The 17622-nt window shown below is 69.7% G+C and carries 16 protein-coding genes; 2 read left to right on the top strand and 14 right to left on the bottom strand.

Annotated elements, in window-relative coordinates:
• The first annotated feature begins 23 nt into the window (after window positions 1-23).
• Window positions 24-998, top strand: a complete 975-nt coding sequence (locus CHC05_RS23410; protein WP_089252378.1) for a terpene synthase family protein — start codon at window positions 24-26, stop codon at window positions 996-998.
• Here the strand turns inward: CHC05_RS23410 and mqnP are convergent.
• The 13 genes from mqnP to hemL all read right to left on the bottom strand — a co-directional run bounded on the left by mqnP (window position 995) and on the right by hemL (window position 16638).
• Window positions 995-1894 carry a menaquinone biosynthesis prenyltransferase MqnP gene (gene mqnP, locus CHC05_RS23405; RefSeq protein WP_089252376.1) on the bottom strand — a complete coding sequence of 300 codons (900 nt, stop codon included), beginning with the start codon at window positions 1892-1894 and terminating at the stop codon, window positions 995-997. The genes CHC05_RS23410 and mqnP overlap by 4 nt on opposite strands.
• Window positions 1894-3351 (bottom strand): menaquinone biosynthesis decarboxylase, encoded by a 1458-nt coding sequence (locus tag CHC05_RS23400; RefSeq protein WP_089252374.1) that lies wholly within the window; start codon window positions 3349-3351, stop codon window positions 1894-1896. The genes mqnP and CHC05_RS23400 overlap by 1 nt, the downstream gene beginning before the upstream one ends.
• A gap of 49 nt (window positions 3352-3400) precedes the next feature.
• A complete protein-coding gene (locus tag CHC05_RS23395; protein WP_089252372.1) occupies window positions 3401-4546 on the bottom strand; it encodes a TolB-like translocation protein in 1146 nt (381 codons plus the stop codon).
• Window positions 4543-5067 (bottom strand): SigE family RNA polymerase sigma factor, encoded by a 525-nt coding sequence (locus CHC05_RS23390; protein WP_089252370.1) that lies wholly within the window; start codon window positions 5065-5067, stop codon window positions 4543-4545. Before CHC05_RS23390 ends, CHC05_RS23395 begins: the two co-directional genes overlap by 4 nt.
• A 58-nt stretch (window positions 5068-5125) precedes the next feature.
• On the bottom strand, window positions 5126-5551 hold the full coding sequence (locus CHC05_RS23385; protein WP_089252368.1) for a PH domain-containing protein: 426 nt from the start codon (window positions 5549-5551) through the stop codon (window positions 5126-5128).
• A gap of 22 nt (window positions 5552-5573) precedes the next feature.
• The gene (locus tag CHC05_RS23380; RefSeq protein ID WP_342745665.1) at window positions 5574-7940 is read right to left on the bottom strand and encodes a hypothetical protein; all 2367 of its coding nucleotides are present in this window, start codon (window positions 7938-7940) and stop codon (window positions 5574-5576) included.
• 217 nt (window positions 7941-8157) lie between these two features.
• Window positions 8158-10683 carry a right-handed parallel beta-helix repeat-containing protein gene (locus CHC05_RS23375; protein WP_179266335.1) on the bottom strand — a complete coding sequence of 842 codons (2526 nt, stop codon included), beginning with the start codon at window positions 10681-10683 and terminating at the stop codon, window positions 8158-8160.
• 144 nt (window positions 10684-10827) lie between these two features.
• A complete protein-coding gene (gene ccsB / locus CHC05_RS23370) occupies window positions 10828-11775 on the bottom strand; it encodes a c-type cytochrome biogenesis protein CcsB (protein WP_089252362.1) in 948 nt (315 codons plus the stop codon).
• Window positions 11775-13349, bottom strand: a complete 1575-nt coding sequence (resB, locus tag CHC05_RS23365; protein WP_089252360.1) for a cytochrome c biogenesis protein ResB — start codon at window positions 13347-13349, stop codon at window positions 11775-11777. The genes ccsB and resB overlap by 1 nt, the downstream gene beginning before the upstream one ends.
• Entirely contained in the window at window positions 13349-14101 is a 753-nt protein-coding gene (locus tag CHC05_RS23360; protein WP_089252358.1) for a cytochrome c biogenesis CcdA family protein, read from the bottom strand. Before CHC05_RS23360 ends, resB begins: the two co-directional genes overlap by 1 nt.
• The gene (locus tag CHC05_RS23355) at window positions 14101-14673 is read right to left on the bottom strand and encodes a TlpA family protein disulfide reductase (protein ID WP_425426828.1); all 573 of its coding nucleotides are present in this window, start codon (window positions 14671-14673) and stop codon (window positions 14101-14103) included. Before CHC05_RS23355 ends, CHC05_RS23360 begins: the two co-directional genes overlap by 1 nt.
• A gap of 1 nt (window position 14674) precedes the next feature.
• Entirely contained in the window at window positions 14675-15322 is a 648-nt protein-coding gene (locus tag CHC05_RS23350) for a histidine phosphatase family protein (protein WP_089252356.1), read from the bottom strand.
• Window positions 15319-16638, bottom strand: a complete 1320-nt coding sequence (gene hemL, locus CHC05_RS23345; protein ID WP_089252354.1) for a glutamate-1-semialdehyde 2,1-aminomutase — start codon at window positions 16636-16638, stop codon at window positions 15319-15321. Before hemL ends, CHC05_RS23350 begins: the two co-directional genes overlap by 4 nt.
• A gap of 99 nt (window positions 16639-16737) precedes the next feature.
• Between hemL and CHC05_RS23340 the strand changes: the two genes are divergently transcribed.
• A complete protein-coding gene (locus tag CHC05_RS23340) occupies window positions 16738-17073 on the top strand; it encodes an STAS domain-containing protein (protein WP_089252352.1) in 336 nt (111 codons plus the stop codon).
• On the opposite strand, the gene CHC05_RS23335 is transcribed toward CHC05_RS23340, so the two are convergent.
• A complete protein-coding gene (locus tag CHC05_RS23335; RefSeq protein WP_089252350.1) occupies window positions 17070-17615 on the bottom strand; it encodes a response regulator in 546 nt (181 codons plus the stop codon). The genes CHC05_RS23340 and CHC05_RS23335 overlap by 4 nt on opposite strands.
• Window positions 17616-17622: the final 7 nt, after the last annotated feature.

The raw sequence follows: 17622 nt of genomic DNA, 5'->3' as shown, positions 1-17622 counted from the left end.
CCGCACTCGGGAGGCCGCTGCCCATGGTGACGCCCGGTCTGTTCTGCCCCATCCCGCCGCGGATCTCTCCGCACGCCGACGACGCGCAGAACTGGTTGACCGGCTGGCTCCTGGAGCGAGGCGTGGCGACCGAGACCGCCGAGCGGCTGCGGCGCAGCGGTTTCGCCCGCTACGCCGGGCGCCTCTACCCGGACGCCACCGAGGCCGACCTGCGCCTGGTGACGGCGCTGTTCACCTGGTTCTTCCTGCTCGACGACACCGTCGACGGCAACGCCACCCCGCCGTTGCACAGCGTCCGGGCCACCGTCGACGGCGTCTTCGCCACGATCGACAGCGACGGCCGGCACCCGGCGCCCGGCCTGAGCGCCCCGATGCGGACGATGCTGCTGGACTCGTGGCGGGCGATCACCGGCGACCTGTCCGAGATGTCGGTCGACCGCATCAACGACGCGCTGCGCCACCACCTGGACGGCATCCTGGTCGAGGCCAGCAACAAGTGGGTCGGCCGCCGCCCCGGCATCGTGGAATACATCCAGCTCCGCCGGGCCACCTCGGCGGCCTACGTCTCGTACGCCCTGATCGAGTTCGCCGGCGCGGGCCGCCTGCGCATCCCGGAGGCGGTCTACCACCACCCGGTGCTCCGCGAGATCAGCGCGGCGGGCAACGACCTGCTCTCCTGGTTCAACGACCTGCTCTCGCTGGAACGCGACGAGGACACCGCGGCGGGGCACAACCTGGTGCTGGCCACGGCGCGGGAGCGAGGCCTGGCCCGCGACGCCGCGATCCGCGAGGTGATCGGCCGCTGGCAGGACCGGATGACCCGCTTCGTCGAACTGCGCGCGGCCGTGCCGGCCTTCGGCGCCCGCATCGACGCCGCGGTCCGCCGCTACGTCGAGGGCGTGGCGGACTCGGTCCGCGGCACGATCGACTGGTCGCTGGAGTCCCCTCGCTACCCGATGCCCGCGGTGGTCGAAGAGTGGGTGGGCACCCAGAACTAGGCGGTCAGGCCCTGGAGGGTGACCAGGTCCAGCAGGGCGAAGGCGAACAGGACGATGCCGATCACGCCGTTGGCGGTGAAGAAGGCCCTGTTCACTCGGGACAGGTCCGTGGGCTTCACGATGGCGTGCTCGTAGACCAGGACGACCGCCGTGATCGCGACGCCCGCTCCCCACAGCCAGCCCAGGTCGGCCAGCACGCCGAACCAGATGTAGAAGCCGACTGTGACCACGTGGGTCACCGCGGAGATGATCAGCGCACCGCGGACCCCGTGCTTGACCGGGACCGAGCCGATGCCGATGCGGCGGTCGGCCTCCAGGTCCTGCACCGCGTAGATGCAGTCGAAGCCGCCGATCCAGGTGCCCACCGCGACGCCGAGCACGAACGCCGGCCACGACCACTGCCCCGTGACGGCGATCCAGGCTCCGACCGGGGCCACCGCCTGCGCCGCGGCCAGGAAGAACTGCGGGTAGTTGGTGAAGCGCTTCGCGTACGAGTAGATGACCAGCAGGAACAGCGCGATCGGCGAGAGGACCAGGCAGAGCGGGTTGAGCGCGGCGGCCGCGGCCTCGAAGACGGCCAGCGACAGCAACAGCCCGATCCAGGCGGTACGCAGCGACACCTCACCGGTGATCAGCTCGCGTTTGGCGGTGCGCGGGTTCTGTGCGTCGATCCGCCGGTCGATGATCCGGTTCGCGGCCATCGCCACCGTACGGGCGCCGACCATCGCGATCGTGATCAGCGCCAGGGTGTCCCACTGCACGCTGCCGCCATCGAGCCGCATGGCGGCCAGGGCGGCGACGTAGGCGAACGGCAGAGCGAAGATCGAGTGCTCGATCATCACCAGCCGCATGAAGGCCCGGACCCGGTTCGGGGCCGGCGCCGCCACGGCGACCATCAGATGCCGTACTCCTTCCACCGCTTGTCGACCAGGGCCGTGATCTCCGGCGACATGGTCATCTCGTCCGGCCAACCGCGGGTGTAGCCCTCGGTCGGCAGCTTGCGGGTCGCGTCGACGCCCGCCTTGCCACCCCAGAACTGCTGGTACGACGCGTGGTCGAGGTGGTCGACCGGCCCCTGGGTGAGCACGAGGTCGTGCGCGTAGTCGACGTTGCCGAACGCGCGGAACGCCACCTCGGCGTAGTCGTGCACGTCGCAGTCGTCGTCGACGACCACGATCAGCTTGGCCAGCGAGAGCAGGTGGGCGCCCCAGACCGCGCTCATCACCTTCTGCGCGTGCTTCGGGTAGCGCTTGTTGATCGAGACGATCACGCAGTTGTGGAACACCCCTGCGGACGGCAGGTCGTAGTCGACGATGTCCGGGATCAGCAGCTTGAGCAGCGGCAGGAAGATCCGCTCGGTGGCCTTGCCGAGCCCGTGGTCCTCCTGCGGCGGCTTCGACGTGATGATCGACTGGTAGACCGGGTCGCGCTGCGTGGTGATGCACTCGACGTGCAGCACCGGGAACGGCTCGACCGGCGTGTAGAAGCCGGTGTGGTCGCCGAACGGGCCCTCGGGCAGCCGCTCGCCGGGCTCGATGTAGCCCTCGATCACGATCTGCGCCTGCGCCGGCACCTGCAGCGGGACCGTCAGGCAGTCGACCATCTCCACCCGCTCGCCGCGCAGGAAGCCCGCGAACAGGTACTCGTCGATGTCACCCGGCAGCGGGGCGCTCGCGGAGTAGCTGACCACCGGGTCCGCGCCGATCGCGATCGCCACCGGCAGCCGCTCGCCGCGTCGCTCGGCCACCGCGTGGTGCGCGGTCGAGTCCTTGTGGATCTGCCAGTGCATGCCGAGCGTGTTGTGCGAGTGCTGCTGGAGGCGGTAGAGGCCGAGGTTGCGCTTCCCGGTCTCCGAGTGCTTGGTGTGGGTCAGCCCGAAGTTGTGGAAGATCCCACCGTCGCCCGGCCAGACCTGGAGCCCCGGCAGCCGGTTGAGGTCGACGTCCTTGCCGCGATAGACCACCTGCTGGCAGGGGGCCGTCTTGACCTTCTTCGGGGGTACGGACTTGAGCTGCAACACCTTGCCGAGCCCGTCGCGGATCCCCGACCAGCCCACCGGCAGCTCGGGCTTGACCAGCGCGCCGATCCGGTCGCCGACCTCGTCGAGCGACTCGACGCCGAGCGCCATCGCGGTGCGCCGCTCGGTGCCGAACAGGTTGATCGCGACCGGCATCTCGCCCCGGGTCGGCCGTTCGAACAGCAGCGCCGGCCCGCCGGCCCGCACGGTGCGGGTCACCACCTCGCTGATCTCCAGCGTGGGGTCGACCGGCACACCGACGCGCCGCAGCTCACCGGCGCTCTCGAGGGCGGCGATGAAGTCCTTGAGGTCCGGGTACGGAAAGGCACGGGCCATAGGTAGCAGTCTCGCCTATGACCCGTGCCGCACCGTCTCGGCCCCCCGATCAGAAGGTCAGGTCGGCCGCGGAGTCCGGCAGTCCGTCGGCGGGGCCGACGAAGATCTGCTGCGCGAAGACGTCTTCCGGCGGCGTGAGCTCCTTGACCACGACCCCGTCGAGGCCGACGAGCTTCAGCTGCTCCGCCTGGCGACCGAAGGTGCGGACCAGCAGGTGGGCCTCGCCGACCCAGTCGACGATCGCCCCCGACTCGGCCAGCGTGAAGCGGGAGTGCACGGCGCCGGACTGGGGATCGACGATCGCGACCTCCAGCGGCCCGTCGCCGCCCTTCGGCCCGCTGACGGCCAGTTGCCCGCCGGCGGAGAAAGCCGGTGCGGCCGTGAAGCTGGCATCGGGTACGGGCAGCGAGTGTCGCTGCTTCCCATCGAGGCCGTAGTAGCGGACCTCACTCGCCTGGGCTGCCGTGGCCTCGTCGGGTGACCGCGCCAGGGTGATCGCGAAGCCGGCGCTGTCGGGCGTCCAGCGCATCCGCACGTCACCCTCGCGGAAGTCCGGCAGCGGCACCTCGTCGCTGGTCAGGGTCTCGGCGTCGGCCACGAGCGCGGTGATCGGGCCGGACTTGGACGTGTTCCGGAACGCGACCCGCTTGCCGTCCGGCGACCACACGCCGTCGCCCACGGTGCCCGGGATGTCCGGAAACCAGCGCACGGAGCCGGTCGCCCGGTTCATGATCCCCACCCGGCTCGGGTGGGGTGCGCTGTTGTCGCCGACCGCGACCAGCACTCGCTCGCCGTCCGGCGACGGCATCGCGTACCGGTAGGCGATCCGTTCGTACTTGCCCGTCGCGCGGTCCAGCAGCAGCGAGTAGTTGAAGGCCGGGCTGCCGTCCTCCACGGCCAGGTCCCGGACTCCGCTGTACGCCATGACCACCGCATCACCGGGAGCGTTGAGGGGTGGCCCACCCTGGCCGGCCTGGCCTTGGCCTCCCTGGCCGCCTTCTTCGCCGAGGCCGCTGACCGCGACGCCGCTGGCCAACGCGGCACACAGGGCGAGGGCGACAGCACCGCCGACCCGGCCACGGCGGCTGCGCCGCGCACCGGCCAGCGCGGCTCGGGCCAGCCCCTGCGGCGGCGGTCCCGCGTCGGCGATCTCGTCGAACGTCTGCCGCAGCGCACCCGCGAGACGGTCGTTCATCGCGACACCTCCTGCTTCGTGTCGGACGTGGTCAGTTCTGGGGCGAGCACGCGCAGTCGGGCGATGGCCCGCGCCGCTTGGCTGCGGACGGTCGACTCGGCGCAGCCGAGGATCTCCGCGATCTCCGCGTCGGGACGGTCCTCGAAGTAGCGCAGCACCAGCACCGCACGGTGCCTCGGCGCCAAGCGGGCGAGCGCTTGGCGCAGGGCCAGGTGCAGGTCGACGGTCGCGGTCGGGTCGCCCACCGACGCCCGCTCCGGCACCACGTCGGTGGCCACCTCGGCCCGCCGGCGCAGGCTGCGCCACCAGCTGGTCTGCTGGCGATAGAGCGCGGTGCGCAGGTACGCCTCGGGCGCGCCGGACCGGATCCGCGGCCAGTGCCGGGCGCCCTTGACGAGCACCGTCTGAAGCAGATCCTCGGCTTGCTGGCGGTGGCCGGTCAGCGCGAGCGCCGTGCGGAACAACGCGTGCGACCGGGCACCGACGAACTCGCTGAACTCCGCTTCGAGATCAGCGTCCATGCTTGTTCCTCATACCCCTGACAACGCCGCCGGGGCAGCGGCTGCTGCTTGAGTCTTCTTACGAAACCGCCTGTGCCCGGATCGCGTCGGCGACGTCGTCGGCCCGGGTGTGCTTGCCGGACCAACTGGCCAGGTTGGACTTCTGCACGGCCCACGCGGTGACCGCGCGGCCGTCCCGGGTCTCGATGCGCAGGCCACCGTAGCCGGTCTTGGCGTCGGTGATGTCGCCGAGCGGCACGCGCCGGCTGCGCAACGGGTTGCGCACCTCGACCTCGGTGCCGGTCAGCGTCACGGCCGGCCGCAGCGCGAACAGCAGCGGCACGAGCACGGCGGCCAGGCCGAAGCCGAACCCGTACCAGATGGCCAGTTCATAGCCGTCCCGCGCGCCGGACAGCAGCGCGCGGACCATGACCCACAGCCCGAAGGCCATGAACACGATCCCGGCGATCCGACCGGCCGGCGATACCCGCCAGGTGTGTCGCATCGGGACAGGATAGTGACGTGCGTCAGGCCGGCGACAGGTAGAAGCCGGCCTGGTCCACGAGCACGTCGACGGGCGCCGCGCTGCTGTTGTAGACGAGGAACGAATCCGACCCCAGGCCGACGGTGACCAGGTTCGCCACCGTCTGCCCGGCGGTGAAGTTGATGGCGGACGCGGTCGGGCGGGACTGGCCGTACGGGTAGACGGTCAGATAGCCTGCGGACTTCGTGTTGGTGACGGTCACGTTCGCCACGATCGCGCTGGGCGAGCACGGGCGGTCGAAGCACTCCCATGCGTTTACCGAGACCCGCACCGTCTGGCCAGGGCCCACCGGTGTGCCGGTCATGCGGGTGTTGAGGATCCGCGTCGGGGACGTCGGCAGGTACGTGTCCGTAGCGCCCGGACCGAACCAAGCGGTCAGGTCCGCGATCAGGTGCACGGTCCCCGAGCCGCCGTGCGCCAACGCGACCTTCCCGTCGACGACCGGCGCGATCACCATGTTGTTCACCGTCCGTGCGGCCACGAAGTTCAGGTTCGAAGCCGTCGGCACAGCGGCGCCGGGCGGGAACGCCGTGATGTGTCCACTCTGACTCGGCTTGGTGACCGTCAGGTTCAACGCGACCGCGGTCGTGCCGGCCGGCACTCGCGACGACACGTCGACCGTCACCCGCCCCTGCGCGCCGATCGGGGTCGTGCCAGGCACGCCGACCGCACTCCGGGTGTCGAGTACGCGGGCCGGGGCTGGCGCCCGCATGGCCGCGCCGGTGTTCCCGTAGTACCCGGCAACATCCGCGACGACGTGCACGGTGCCCGAGCTACTGCTGGACAACCGCACCTGACCATCGATCACCGGCACCGTCACAAGGTTGGCGATCGTATGCCCGGCGACAAAGTTGATGTTCGATGACTCCGGCTCGCCTACCGGCGGATAAACGGTGAGGTAGCCGTGTGCGGTGGGCTGGGTCACGGTGACGTTGAGGACGACGGCGTTCGCTGCCGCGAACGGCGCCGGGAGCTTCAGGTCCAGATCACCGTTCGGCCCGATCGGGGTGTTGCCCGGAACACCGATGCCGGACCGGGTGTCGAGCACACGCTGCGGGGTCGACGGGGTGAACGAGGAGCCGAGCACTATGCATTGCGAGAGCTCCTGTGCCGGCAAAGGCGTGCGGAACCCGTCAGTGCTGAACTGGATGCTCACGCAGGCAACGCCCGCCCGGTGAAAGGTGAATCGGACGCTGCCGGTGTGCGTGAGAACGGCCGGCTGGTCGGACGGGTTGTTGAACGAATAGAAGAGCGCCGTGCCCGCCGGCCCGTCGGTCGACCACCCATAATTGGCGGTCGCCGTGGCGATCGTCTCGAGGCTGCCGCCGCCCGCCCGGCCGAAACCTAACGAGACCTCCGGTTTCGGCAGCAGTTCGGCGGAGCCACGGTCGACGTATCCACCGCCGGTGTTGGGAGTGTCCGGCTTGTCAGCGTGCGGGTTGCCGCGCAGGTCACGACCGAGAACTCCCGGCGCGTCCGCGCGCGCCGAGTCGATCGCCGGCGAATCCTCCTTGACGCTCCACCCGCTTACCCCTGGATCGTTGCTCCCCAATTTCGGATCAGCCGCGATGTCGTGGGCGCCGCGGCCGGTCGCGGTCGCGAAAGCGGCTGGATCCGAATAGGTCGTGCCGGCCCACCAGTACAGCGGACCGCCGTGCACCGGGTCGAGCAGGTTGTAGTCGAGTTCGCTGTCGTGTGTGGCCGGGCCGTCGACCATCACCGGAATGGCATCCGCCGAGGGCGGTGCCTGCGGTGGGCTACAGCTACCGGGACTGTTGGGCAGATTGGTCCGCACGATCGAGTTATGGAGGCCGAACCCCGCCGAGGAGCCGGCGACCGTGACACCAACGACACAGTCCGTCACGATCGTGTTGTTGGTGATGGTCGTCCGTGGTGCGTCGACGACCCGGATGGCCGGCTGGTTGCCGTTGGAGGGCCGCTCCTGGTAGACGCTGTTGCCGGTGAGCAGCGTGTCGGTGGCACCGCCGCTCACTTCGAAGGTCGACTGGTGAAATCCTCGCGTCACCATCTCGCTAACGGTCACCCGGTGCGAGTCACCTTTGATCTGCGCGGTCACCCGCGCGGACGTCAGCAGCCAGCCGTTGGTGACCGTGACGTCGCTGGAGTTCTCGATGACCAGTGCCGAGTTGGAGCCGTTCAGGCCGATCTGGAAGCCGTCGACGACGACATCATGCACGCCGGAGAGCAGAAAGGCCGGCGCGTCTTGCTTCTGGTCGGCCCGCACGGTCGCCGGCCGCCCCGGGCCGCGGACCGCCTTGATCGTAATCGGCCTGCCCGGCTGGCCCGACGAGGTGACGACCACCGACTCCACGTAATCGGCTGGCTGCACCTCGATGGTCTGACCCGGCTGGGCGACCTTAGTCGCTTCCGTGATCGAACAGAACGGGTACCGCACACTGCCATCTGCGGTCTCGTCACACCGCGGCCTGACGTGGATGGTCGCCGATAGTTCGGCCGCAGCGCTGACTCCTGACGGCGGAAGCACGGCTGTCATGAGGACAGCGGCGATCAGCGGTACGAGACCGCGGCGAAGGCCTGACACGGTTCTAGGACACCGATCCGAAGTAGAAGCCGAACTGGTCGACGGACACCTCGACAGTCGTCGAGCTGCTATTGAATATCACGAAAGAGTCTTCGGCGATGCCCACAGTGGCCTGCGTGGACACGGTCTGTCCCTTGTTGAAGTTGAGGACGGACATCACCGGCCGGGGCTGGCCGTACGGGTAGATGGACAGGTAGCCCGCCGCAGCCGCACTCTCGACCGTCAGGTTCGCGACCACAGAGCTACGTGGCTCGCAGCGGACGGGTCCACACTGGCTGCTGTCGATGAAGACCCGCACCGACTGCCCCGGCCCGATCAGCCCGGCGACGCCGTTGGGTCCGAACAGACGACGACTCAGATAGGTCGGCAGGAACGCGCCACCGGCACCAGGCGCGAACCAACCGGCCAAGTCGGCGATCACGTGCACGGCGCCGGAGCCGCCGTGCGCGAGCGCGATCTTCCCACCAACGACGGGCGCGATCACCATGTTGTTCACCGTCTGGCCGGCGACGAAGTTGACGTTCGACGCCACCGGCACCGGGGAGCCGTTCGGGAACACGGTGATGTGCCCACTCTGAGTGGGCTTGGTGATGGTCAGGTTGAGCGCGACCGCGGTCGTGCCGGCCGGTACCCGCGACGACACGTCCACGATGACTCGGCCCTGCGCGCCGACCGGGACAGACCCGGGCACACCAATGGCGTTGCGGGTGTCGAGCACCCGCGCCGGCGTGCCGGCGGTGAAGCCGTTCGCGGTGTTCGCGTAGTAGCCGACCAGGTCGGCGAGGACGTGCACGGTGCCGGCGCTGTCGTTGTAGAGCGACACCTTGCCGTCGTGCACCGGGACGGTCACCAAGTTGGCGATCGTCTGGTTGGCGACGAAATGGAGGTTCGTGCCGACGGACCAGAACTTGTCGGACGGCATCACGCCCAACGAGCCAGAACTTGCCGGCTTCGTCACCGCGACGTTGAGGACGACGGCGCTGGCGGTCGCCGCCACACCGGGAATGGCGAAGCTCAGCTGTCCATGACTGGGCAACGGCGTGGTGTCCGGCGCCCCGACGGCCGAGCGCGTGTCGAGCACCCGCTGCGGAGTGATCGCGGCGTAACCACCGCCCACCGTCATACACGGCGAGTCGATGTAGGGCACGCTGCCGCCGAGGCGGAAGCCACTGAGGCTGAACGTGACCGTCGCGCAGGCCTGGCCAGGGCCGCGGAAGGTGAACGGCACAACTCCGTCGCGGCTCCGCACCTCGCGCTGGCCGTCTCCGCGGACGAGGAACGTTCCGATCGGCCCGTCCGTAGGCCAGGGATAGGTCCGGTCGCCGGTGAACACCGTGTCCAAGGCACCCCCGCCGGGTGTGTGGGAGATCGCCGTGGTGACGGTGGGCGTGGGGACAAGCTCGACGGCACCCCGGTCGACGTATCCGCCGCCGCTGTTGGCAACGTCGGGTTTGTCAGCATGCGCGTTGCCGCGCAGGTCGGTGGCGAGAATCCCAGGAGCGTCGGCGAGTGCCGAGTCGATCGCGGGAGAGCTGTCGCCTGGACTCCAGCCGGCCCCGTACGAGCTCTCATCGACCGCGTCGAGCTTCGGGTCCGCGCCGATGTCGTGCGACCCCTGCCCGGTGGAGGCCTGGAACAAGGTCGGATTCGCGTAGTCGGCTCCGGCCCAGGAGTAGAGCGGCCCACCATGTCCGGGGTCGATCACGTTGTAGTCGACCCGTCCATCAGTTGTCGCCGCGCCGCTGACGGTCACCGGTGCCACGCTGGCCGCATCCAGCCCTGCGTCGGCCTTGCAATGACCCGGGAGGCTGAGCAACGTCGAACGCACAATCGTGTTGTAAAGAGCGAAACCGGCCGAGGCGCCTGTCACGGCGACTCCGGCGGCGCAGTCGACGACGACAGTGTTGTTCGTGATGGTCGTCCTCGGGGCGTCGGTGACCGTGATCGCCGGGTCCAACGGGGCAACCACGCCCGACGTCGACAACACACTGTTGCCGCTGAGCACGGTGTCGGTCGTACCGGCCCCGACCACGAAGGCCCGCGCTCGTATTGCCCTCACCGTGGTGCCACTGACCGTCACCGCATGCGAGTCGCCCTTGATCTCAACACCTGGGTCCTTGTTCGCGACGATTCGAGCGTCGGAAAAGGTGATGTTGCTGGAGTTCTCGATGACGACCGTGGGGCGGGTTTGGCCGTAGCCGACATCAAAGCCGTCCACGACGACATCGTGCGCGCCGGAGAACACAATGGCCGGCCCGGTCGCATTCTGGTCGATGGCGGTGCGGCCGTAAGCCCCCCGGTATCCGGAGAACGTGATCGGCTTGCCCGGTTGCCCCGACGGCACGACGAACGGGCCGGGGTAGACCCCCGTGCCGACGGCGACGGTCTGGCCGGGCTTCGCGACCGCGGCCGCTTCGGAGATCGAGCAGTAGGGCCGCGCTTCGGTGCCGTCCGACGGGCCGTGACAAATGTCGGCGACGTAGATCGTCGACGGCGGCTCAGCCGCCCGGGCGGCAGTCCCGCCGATCATCGGCAGTCCGGCCACCACCAACGCACCGACTGCTACCCATACCAAGCCGCGACCAAGCCGCATCTCGTGCTCCCCGTTGCCAAGATCAACAACAGGAGCCTAGCGAGTTGATCAAGCCAGTGCGCCTGGCCGATCGGGTGGAGGTCAGAGGCCGCCGTACGAATGGAGGCCCGTGAAGAAGATGTTGACGCCGAACAGGTTCATCAGCATCGTCAGGAAGCCCAGCACCGCGATCCAGGTCGCCGTTGTCTGCTTGACGCTCGGCGTCGCCCGGGCGTGCAGGTAGCCCGCGTAGACGATCCATGAGATGAAGGCCCACACCTCCTTGGGGTCCCAGCCCCAGTACCGGCCCCACGCCGACTCCGCCCAGATCGGGCCCGCGATCAGGGCGCCGAAGGTCCAGATCGGGAACGCGAACGCGTGCAGCCGGAAGGACAGCCGCTCCAGCACCGCCGCGGCCGGTAGCTTCTCGCCCAGGCTGAACGGGAAGCCGTGCTTGCCCTTGTCGTAGCCCGCCCGCAGCAGGAACAGGCCGGCCGGCACGAAGCCGATCAGGAACACGCCCGACGAGATGGCTACGGCGGTGACGTGGATGGCCAGCCAGTACGAGTCGAGCGCCGGCACCAGCGGGCCGACCGGCACGTAGAGCAGGAGCGCCGCGACGCCGAGCAGGACGACCTGCGTCAGCGCAACGTAGAGGCCCAGGTGGCGCAGCGTCGGACGGCGGACCATCACGACGATCCACGCCACCGCGGCGACCGAGGTGGCCGCGAGGACGTACTCGTACATGTTGCCCCACGGCAGCCGATGTCCGGCGACGCCGCGGAAGATCAGGGACCCGATCTGGGCGACACCGGCAAGCATCAGCACCCAACCGGCGATCCGGTCGGCCCACGACTGGCGGGGCGCCGGCTTGCGTACTTCCTCGACGACCTCGACCACCGGAGGACCGCCGGCCCCGACGAGCTCGCGCGTCGCGACCTTGGCCACGACGCCGCGCTCGCCGAACGCGTACACGGCGGCGTAGCAGATCATCGCGACGAGGTAGCCGAGCATGGCCACCACCAGCAGGGCGTCCGACAAGGCGGCCATCAGGTCTTCTCTCTCACGGCGGCGACGGTCGAAGCGAACTCCTCGGCGAAGCCGGGGTAGTCGGTGCGCGGCAGGCCACCGGCTTCGAGCAATCTACTACTCGACGTCGGAGACGGGGAAGCCAGGCGGAAGAAGACACGGCGGCGCTTGCCGAACAGCGAGCCCATCAGGCCACCGAGGGCGAACACGGCGGCGATCAGCGCGATGCCCTGACCCGGGTCGTGGCGCACCGACAGCACGATGTACTTCTTCGTGCCGACGAACTGCACCGTCGAGCCGTCGTCGAGCGTCCAGCTCTCACCCGGCTTGAGCAGCTTGCCCTCACCGACGGGCTTGAGCCGGCCCGCGTCGATCTGGGTCTGGTCGAGCCGGTAGACCGAGCTCGGGATGCCGGCGTCCAAGCCCAGGTTGCCGCGATAAGCAGTGAGCAGCAGCCCGGGATTGTTCTCGGCGGGGAAGTCCGAACGCAGGAACGGCGCCTGGGCCGGCGCCGTCGGCATGTAGATGCCGTCGAAGCCCATCTGCAGGTTCGCGTCGCGCTTGCCGGTCGCCGGGTCGACGTTGGCGTCCGGGAACGAGATCGCGCCGGTGCTGGTCTGCATCCCGTCGATGGACAGGAACGGACCTTCCTTGGTCTGCGTCTTCCCGAACCGGTCGGTGTAGCGCAGGATCGGCGCGTAGCCGTGCCCCAGCAGGTACAGCGAAGCGCCGTCGAGCCGCAGCGGGTCGTTGACGGAGAAGCTCGCGCTGCGGGTCGGCCCGTCGCCCTCGACGGTCACCGACGCGCGGAACTGCTTGGGCTGCCCGCTGGTCTGGAACGTCGCCTCGAAGTCGTCCAGCGTCACGCAGAACGGTGGGAGCTTGCCCTCGTCGACGCGCGGGCCGAGCTTCGACTCGTCGTACTGCTGGAGGCTGTTGCAGAAGCCGGAGTCCTTGCCGGTGACGAGGATCCGGTTGCCGTGCCAGCCGTACCAGGAGCCGAGCGCGACCGCGACCAGCACGGCCAGCAGCGAGCAGTGGAAGACCAGGTTGCCAGTCTCCTTGAGGTAACCCTTCTCGGCGGAGACCGTGTCGTCGCGGACGACCACCCGCCAGCGGCGCTTGCGCAGCGCAGCCGCCACGGCCGACACGTCACCGTCGAAATCCGCGACCGACGCGTGGTGCGGCAACCGGTCCAGCCGGGCCGGAGCCTTGGGCGGCTGCGACCGGATCGCCCTGTAGTGGTCGCGCAGCCGCGGCACCACGCAGCCGATCAGCGAGGTGAACAGCAGCAGGTAGATCGCGGCGAACCAGGGCGAGCCGAAGACGTTGAACCCGTCGATCTTCTCGACCCACGGCGCCAGCGTCGGGTGCTCCCGGTAGAAGGTCTGCACCTTCTCGATCTCGACGTTGCTCTGCGGCAGCACCGAGCCGGGAATCGACGCGACGGCGAGCAGGAACAGCAACACCAGCGCGGTACGCATGCTGGTCAGTTGCCGCCACAGGCCGCGGGCCAGGCCCAGGACGAAGTTGCCCCAACCAGGGCGCGGCGGCGGTTCGGTGGCGGGAGCCGGCCGAGTCTCGGTCGTCGTCATCAGATGCCGATGCTCCCCGGGCCGACACTGCTCTGCAGCCAGATCAGGAAGCTGTTCCAGCCGCCGGTGACCAGCGCGAGCCCGATCAGGATCAGCAGCGCCCCGCCGACCCGGGTGACCCACTTGCTGTTGCGGCGGATCAGCTTGAACAGCCCGAGCAACCGGGTGAAGAACAACCCGAAGAGCACGAACGGAATGCCCAGCCCGAGGCAGTACGCGACGGCGAGCACGACCGCGCGGTCGGCCTGACCCGAGGTGCCGGCGAGCAGCAGCACCGAGCCCATCGTCGGGCCGACGCACGGCACCCAGGACAGCGCGAACACGGCCCCGAACACCGGAGCGGCGAGCAGGCCGGCCTTGGGCAGCGCCTGGATCCTCAGCTCCCGCTGGAACCCGGGGATCACGCCCAGGAAGGCCAGCGCCAGCACGATGATCAGCGAGCCGACCACGATCTCCAGCGCCCGACGGTGCTCGACCATCGCCCAGCCGACCCGGCTCACCAGCACCGCGACCAGCACGAAGACCGTGGTGAAGCCGACGATGAACAGCATCGTGCCGGCCAGCACCCGGCTGCGCTCACGTACCTTGCGCTCGAGCTCGGTGCCCGCGAGGCCGGTCACGTAGGAGAGATAGCCGGGTACCAGCGGGAGCACGCAGGGCGAGAGGAAGCTGACCAGGCCGGCCAGCGCTGCGCCACCGATCGCGAAGAACAGCGGGCCGCTGGTCGCCAGGTTGCCGAAGGTGTCGCCCATCAGGACGCCTCGGCCGCGACCCGCTCGACGATCGGCTGGAGCTGGTCCTTGGTGACCGCCCGGCGGATCACGTACGCGATGTCGCCGTCCCGGTCCAGGATGATCGTGGCGGGGATGGAGTTCGGCGGGATCTCGAAGCCGAGCGCCAGCTTGCTCGACGGGTCGAAGACGCTCGGGTACGCCACCCGCTGGTTGTGGAAGGCGAGCGCGGCGTCCCGGCCGTCGCGGATGTTGATGCCGAGGAAGTCGACGCCGCTGCCCTTGGTCGCCTCGTAGACGGCTTCGAGGTCGTCGATCTCGGCCCGGCAGGGCGCGCACCACGATCCCCAGAAGTTGACGACGACGACCTTGCCCGCGGCCGCGGCCGAGTCGTAGGTGCCGCCTTCGAGCAGCTCGCCCTTGACCTCCGGCGCGGCCGGGCGCTTACCGGCGGTGCACTCGATGAAGCCCTCGCTGGAGGTGCCGCACAGGTCCTTCCAGCTGTCGCCGCCGCGGCCGGTGATCACGTACACGATCGCGGCCACCGCGACGGCGGCGACCACTATCCCGACGAGGAGCCCACGACGGCGCACGCTAGGCGCCCTTGGCGTTGCGGGCGTTGGGCGACAGGGCGACCAGGTGCGCGGCCGGCTCGGAGTAGCCGATACCAACGATCTTGGTGCCGTCGAAGTGGAACGAGGTCAGGCTGCACAGGCCGCACTGACGCTTGCGCGGGTCGTGCCAGAGGCGCTTGCGCTCGACGTAGCGGCGCAGCGTCCAGATCGGCAACTGGTGCGAGATGCACACGGCCTCGTGGCCCTCGGCGGCCACCCGGGCGGCGTGCAGGGCGGCGAACATCCGCTCGGCGATCGCCCGGTACGCCTCACCCCAGGACGGGGTCAGCGGGTCGCGCAGCACCCACCAGTTGCGCGGGTCGCTGAACGAGCCGTCGCCGGGCGAGACCCGCTTGCCCTCGAACCAGTTGGCGCTCTCGATCAGGCGCTCGTCGACCGCGACCGGAAGGCCGAACTGGGCGGCGATCGGTTCGGCGGTCTCCTGCGCCCGTTCGAGCGGGCTGGCCACGACGTGCGTGACGTCGCGCTCGGCGAGCGCCTGGGCGGCGGCCTTGGCCATCTGCCCGCCGAGCTCGCTCAGCTTGAAGCCGGGCAGCCGCCCGTACAGGATCTTGTCCGGATTGTGCACCTCACCGTGCCGCAGCACGTGCACCACCGTTGTCGTCAACTCGCGCCCCCCGCGTGCGCCGCCGCCCGCGCCGCGCCCGGCAGGGCCGCGGCCAACACTTCGAGGGCCGCGTCGTCGATCGCCGTCGACACGAACCAGGACTCGAACGCACTCGGCGGGAGGTAGACGCCGGCGTCGAGCATCGCGTGGAAGAACGCCTTGAAGGCGTAGACATTCTGGATCTTGGCGCCGGCGAAGTCGGCCACGTCCGCGTCGGTGAAGAAGATCGAGAACATGTTGCCGGCGTACGAGAGCCGGTGCGGCACACCCGCGGCGGCGAGCGCCTCGGCGGCGAGCTTGCCGACCGTGGCCGCGGTCTCGTCCAGGCGCCGGTAGGTGGCGTCGTCGGCGAGCCGCAGCGAGGCCAGGCCGGCGGCGCAGGCCAGCGGGTTTCCGGAGAGCGTGCCGGCCTGGTAGACCGGGCCGGCCGGCGCGAGCCGGGCCATGATGTCGGCGCGGCCGCCGAACGCCGCTGCCGGCAGGCCGCCGCCCATCACCTTGCCGTAGGTGTAGAGGTCGGCTTGGGTGTCTTCGATGCCGGCCCAGCCCGACCGCGACACCCGGAAGCCGGTCATCACCTCGTCGACGATGAACAGCGCGCCGTTGGCGTGCGCGATCCGGGCGACGCCGGCGTTGAAGCCGTCGCGGGGCGCGACCACGCCCATGTTGCCGGGCGCCGCCTCAGTGATCACGGCCGCGATCTCGGCGCCGTCAGCGGCGAAGACCGCCTCGACCGCGGCGAGGTCGTTGTACGGCAGCACGATCGTGTCGGCCGCGGAAGCGCCGGTGACACCGGGCGAGTCGGGCAGCGCGAACGTGGCGACGCCGGAGCCGGCCGACGCGAGCAGCGAGTCGACGTGGCCGTGGTAGCAGCCGGCGAACTTGACGATCTTCGACCGGCCGGTGAAGCCGCGCGCCAGCCGGATCGCCGACATCGTCGCCTCGGTGCCGGAGTTGACCAGGCGGACCTGGTCGATCGGGGTCCGCGCGATCATCTCGGCGGCGAGCTCGACCTCACCCGGCGTGGGCGTGCCGAAGCTGGTGCCGCGGGAGGCCGCCGACCGGACCGCGTCGATCACGGCCGGGTGCGCGTGGCCGTGGATCAGCGGGCCCCAGGAGCAGACCAGGTCGAGGTAGCGGCGGTCGTCGGCGTCCCACATCCAGGGGCCTTCGCCGCGGACCATGAAGCGCGGGGTGCCGCCGACCGCTCGGAACGCACGCACGGGTGAGTTGACCCCGCCCGGAGTGAGCTCACGGGCGCGGCTGAACAGGGCCTCGGATGCCGGCGCGGTGCCGGCCGAATATGTTTCGGTCACGGTGCTGCCATTCTGACAGCGTGTAGGAGATGGCTGGCAGGCGCCCCTACGGGAGACGCTCGACGGGCCGGGTCGAGTAGATCGCGATAGGCTGCTCGCGTGGAACGTCCGGAGCTGTCGATCACCGTGCGGCGCACGCCCGAAGAGGCCGTGCTGAGTCTCGTCGGCGAGATTGACATGCTCACCGGCAACCGTCTGGTCAACGCGATCACCGAGGTGCTGACCGAGCCGACCCCGCGGATCACGCTCGATCTCGGCGGCGTCACGTTCTGCGACTCCACGGGCCTCGGCACCCTCGTGGTGCTCAGCCGCAAGGCGCGCGACGCACAGAGCGTGCTGGTGCTGACCAACGTGGGTGACTTTCTCATGCGCGTGCTCGACATCACCGGCCTCCGCTCGGCGCTGATGGTCAAGAACGGCGAGCCGTCCGCTTAGCCCCAGCGGGCCTGTTCGAGCATCGCTATCGCGCGGTCGCGCGAGCCCTCCTCCTCGGAGCGCAACAGCGCGGTGGCCGCGTCGACGGCCTCGGTCAGCCCCTTCCACCGGGCTTCCCGCTCGCGGACGTCCTCACTGTGCGCGGCGAGCTGGCGACTCTTGGTCCACAGGTCGACGAAGACCGAGACCTTGGCGCGCAGCACCCACGGATCGAACGGCTTCGTCAGGTAGTCGACCGCTCCCGCCGCGTAACCACGCAGGGCGAGCTGGGCGTCGCGGTCGGCGGCGGTGAGGAAGATGATCGGCACGTGCCGGGTCCGCTCGCGGCGCTTGATGTGGTTGGCCGTCTCGAATCCGTCCATGTCGGGCATCTGCGCGTCGAGCAGGATGACCGCGAAGTCGTCGACGAGCAGCTGTTTCAGTGCCGCCTCACCGCCCTCGACGGCCACGGACTTGACCGGCAGCCCTTGCAGGATCGCCTCCAACGCGAGGAGGTTTTCCTTACGGTCGTCGACCAGCAGTGCTTTCGCGGTGCCTGTCACCGTCTCA

The organism is Asanoa hainanensis, assembly GCF_900188485.1.
In the GTDB taxonomy this organism is placed as follows: Bacteria; Actinomycetota; Actinomycetes; order Mycobacteriales; family Micromonosporaceae; genus Asanoa; species Asanoa hainanensis.
This window is presented reverse-complemented; position numbering and strand designations above follow the sequence as displayed.